This is a genomic window from Mesorhizobium sp. M1273, from assembly GCF_040318195.1.
In the GTDB taxonomy this organism is placed as follows: domain Bacteria; phylum Pseudomonadota; class Alphaproteobacteria; order Rhizobiales; family Rhizobiaceae; genus Mesorhizobium.
Map to the genome: position 1 here is coordinate 1 of NZ_JAMYLV010000083.1, position 1,852 is coordinate 1,852.

The following is a 1,852-nucleotide window of genomic DNA, read 5'->3' on the forward strand; positions in this document are numbered from 1 at the left end:
AGCGAACCCGACGTGAACAGCATCAATCTGTTGCAGGCCATCGCTGCCGCACGCCGGCCCAAATAGGCTTATATCAAATCCGCCAGCAATCGGCGCCAACCGATAAACGCTATGTTGAACTGATCTCGGTCGAGCGTACGGAGCCTCTCCATGTGCAATGACTACGAGCAGCACATCGCCTGGGCCGAATACTGCCGGATGATGGAATCGCTGGCGCTCAAAATCCCCAGCCATCAAACCGAACTGGATCTGCCGCAGGCGGATGACATCCACATCAACGACCCCGCACCTGTAATGCGCGCCGCCGGCGACGCAATCGAACTGGCGTCGATGACATTCGGCTTTCCCCCGGCCGGGCCAAAAGGCGGACCTGTATTCAACTTTCGCTCGGAGGGCCGGCAGTTCAGCAACAGCAAGCGCTGTCTCGTTCCGGCGTCGGCATTCTTCGAATTCACGGGAACGAAATATCCAAAAACCAAGCACAGGTTCACACTGAATGGCCAATCGTTCATGGCGATTGCCGGGCTGTGGCGCGAGGGTGTCGGCAACAAGCCGCCGACGTTCACGATGCTGACGACCGATCCAGGCCCGGATGTCGCGCCATATCACAATCGGCAAGTGGTTGTGCTGCGGCCATCGGACTGGGCGGCCTGGATCCACCTGACGAGATCCGAGGCTGAACTCCTGCGGCGGTTGCCGGAAGGGTCGCTCAGAGTGGAGACAGTTCGGGCAGGTTCGGAGTAGGAACCATCGGAAAATTGCGCGCTGAGCTGCGGCCGCGCCTCACGGCGACGCGCGCCATGCTCAGAACGAATGCCCGCGCGATATAAGCGCTTCAGCCCCGCTTGACGTAGCCGGCGGTGACCTCGTCCTTGTGGGCGGCGAAAGCTTCCAGGACTTCGGTTTTCTCAGGCTTCGGAATCTTGAAATGATCCAAGGTCCGCCCGAGTTCGGCTGCGACCTCATCGAATTCCGCGGGGGAAATCCGCAGGTCGCGATGCGCCTCCTCGAGGCCGAGCGGCGTCGTGCCGGGCTTGGTGGCGACGAACTTGAAGGGCCCGCCAGAAACGTCGCAGACCCACAGCGTGCGCATGAACTTGAGGCCGGGCAGCCTTTCAAGGTTCTTGGTGTGCCATTTGCGCAGCTGCGGATTCTTGGACTTTTGGCCGACGATCGGGTTCCTCACGACGGCGTCGCTGAAATGATCGATCACCGCTGCGATGGCGAAAACACCCCCCAGCCGCTCATACAGACTTTTCTCAGATGCGGTTTTCTTCGTCTGCGCGAGCGCCTTGTCGACAGGCAATACCGACGTCGATGCGGCGGCCAGCGCCAGCGCGGCGACAACACTTCGTCTTGTGAGAGAAGTCGAAATTTTCATCCCTGGTTCCCTTCGAGGTTAGGCCAGAGCGAGCCGCAGCCTGTCTGGCGGGCTTCATGAAATGACATTCGGACACTTTGCCGTATTTTAGCATCGCCTAAAGAACTAACGAGCCCTTCGCCCGAATTATTCCGATTGGGCGGCATTGCCGTGGTCAACATGCGTCAAAAGGGGCGAAGGCCGCGCGGATGAGGAAGTGTTAAGCACGCGTCGCTGCACGCGGCAGAGGTCGCGAAGCCACTTCGGCCGCATCTGTGCCCCTGACCTTGGGCATTTTCCTTCTGTGTCGTGTTGTCGGCGGCAATCAGCCCCGGTAGGGGGCGTACAATCGCTTCCCGCGGCTTTGCCGGCTGCTTGCGGCCAATAGCGATACCCTCCGGCGAAGGCCGCCTTGCGAGAGGACGGCACGGTAGCGAGGCTGCGCTCTTAAGGTCGCCCTTACGAGCGAAGTTAGCAGCACAGCATGAGCCA

2 protein-coding genes are annotated in these 1,852 nt (G+C 60.4%); one reads left to right on the plus strand and one right to left on the minus strand.

Going from position 1 to position 1,852, the window contains the following annotated elements; translation table 11 throughout:
* Window positions 1–150: 150 nt before the first annotated feature.
* A complete protein-coding gene (locus NKH30_RS33000; RefSeq protein WP_352819757.1) occupies window positions 151–744 on the plus strand; it encodes an SOS response-associated peptidase in 594 nt (197 codons plus the stop codon).
* A 91-nt stretch (window positions 745–835) separates the two neighbouring features.
* Here the strand turns inward: NKH30_RS33000 and NKH30_RS33005 are convergent, their stop codons facing one another.
* Window positions 836–1,381, minus strand: a complete 546-nt coding sequence (locus tag NKH30_RS33005; RefSeq protein ID WP_352819759.1) for a group I truncated hemoglobin — start codon at window positions 1,379–1,381, stop codon at window positions 836–838.
* Window positions 1,382–1,852 lie beyond the last annotated feature (471 nt).

Coding starts and splice junctions, on each gene's coding strand:
- NKH30_RS33000 (WP_352819757.1), top strand. CDS start 151: ATGTGCAATGACTACGAGCAGCACATCGCCTGGGCCGAATACTGCCGG.
- NKH30_RS33005 (WP_352819759.1), bottom strand. CDS start 1,381: ATGAAAATTTCGACTTCTCTCACAAGACGAAGTGTTGTCGCCGCGCTG.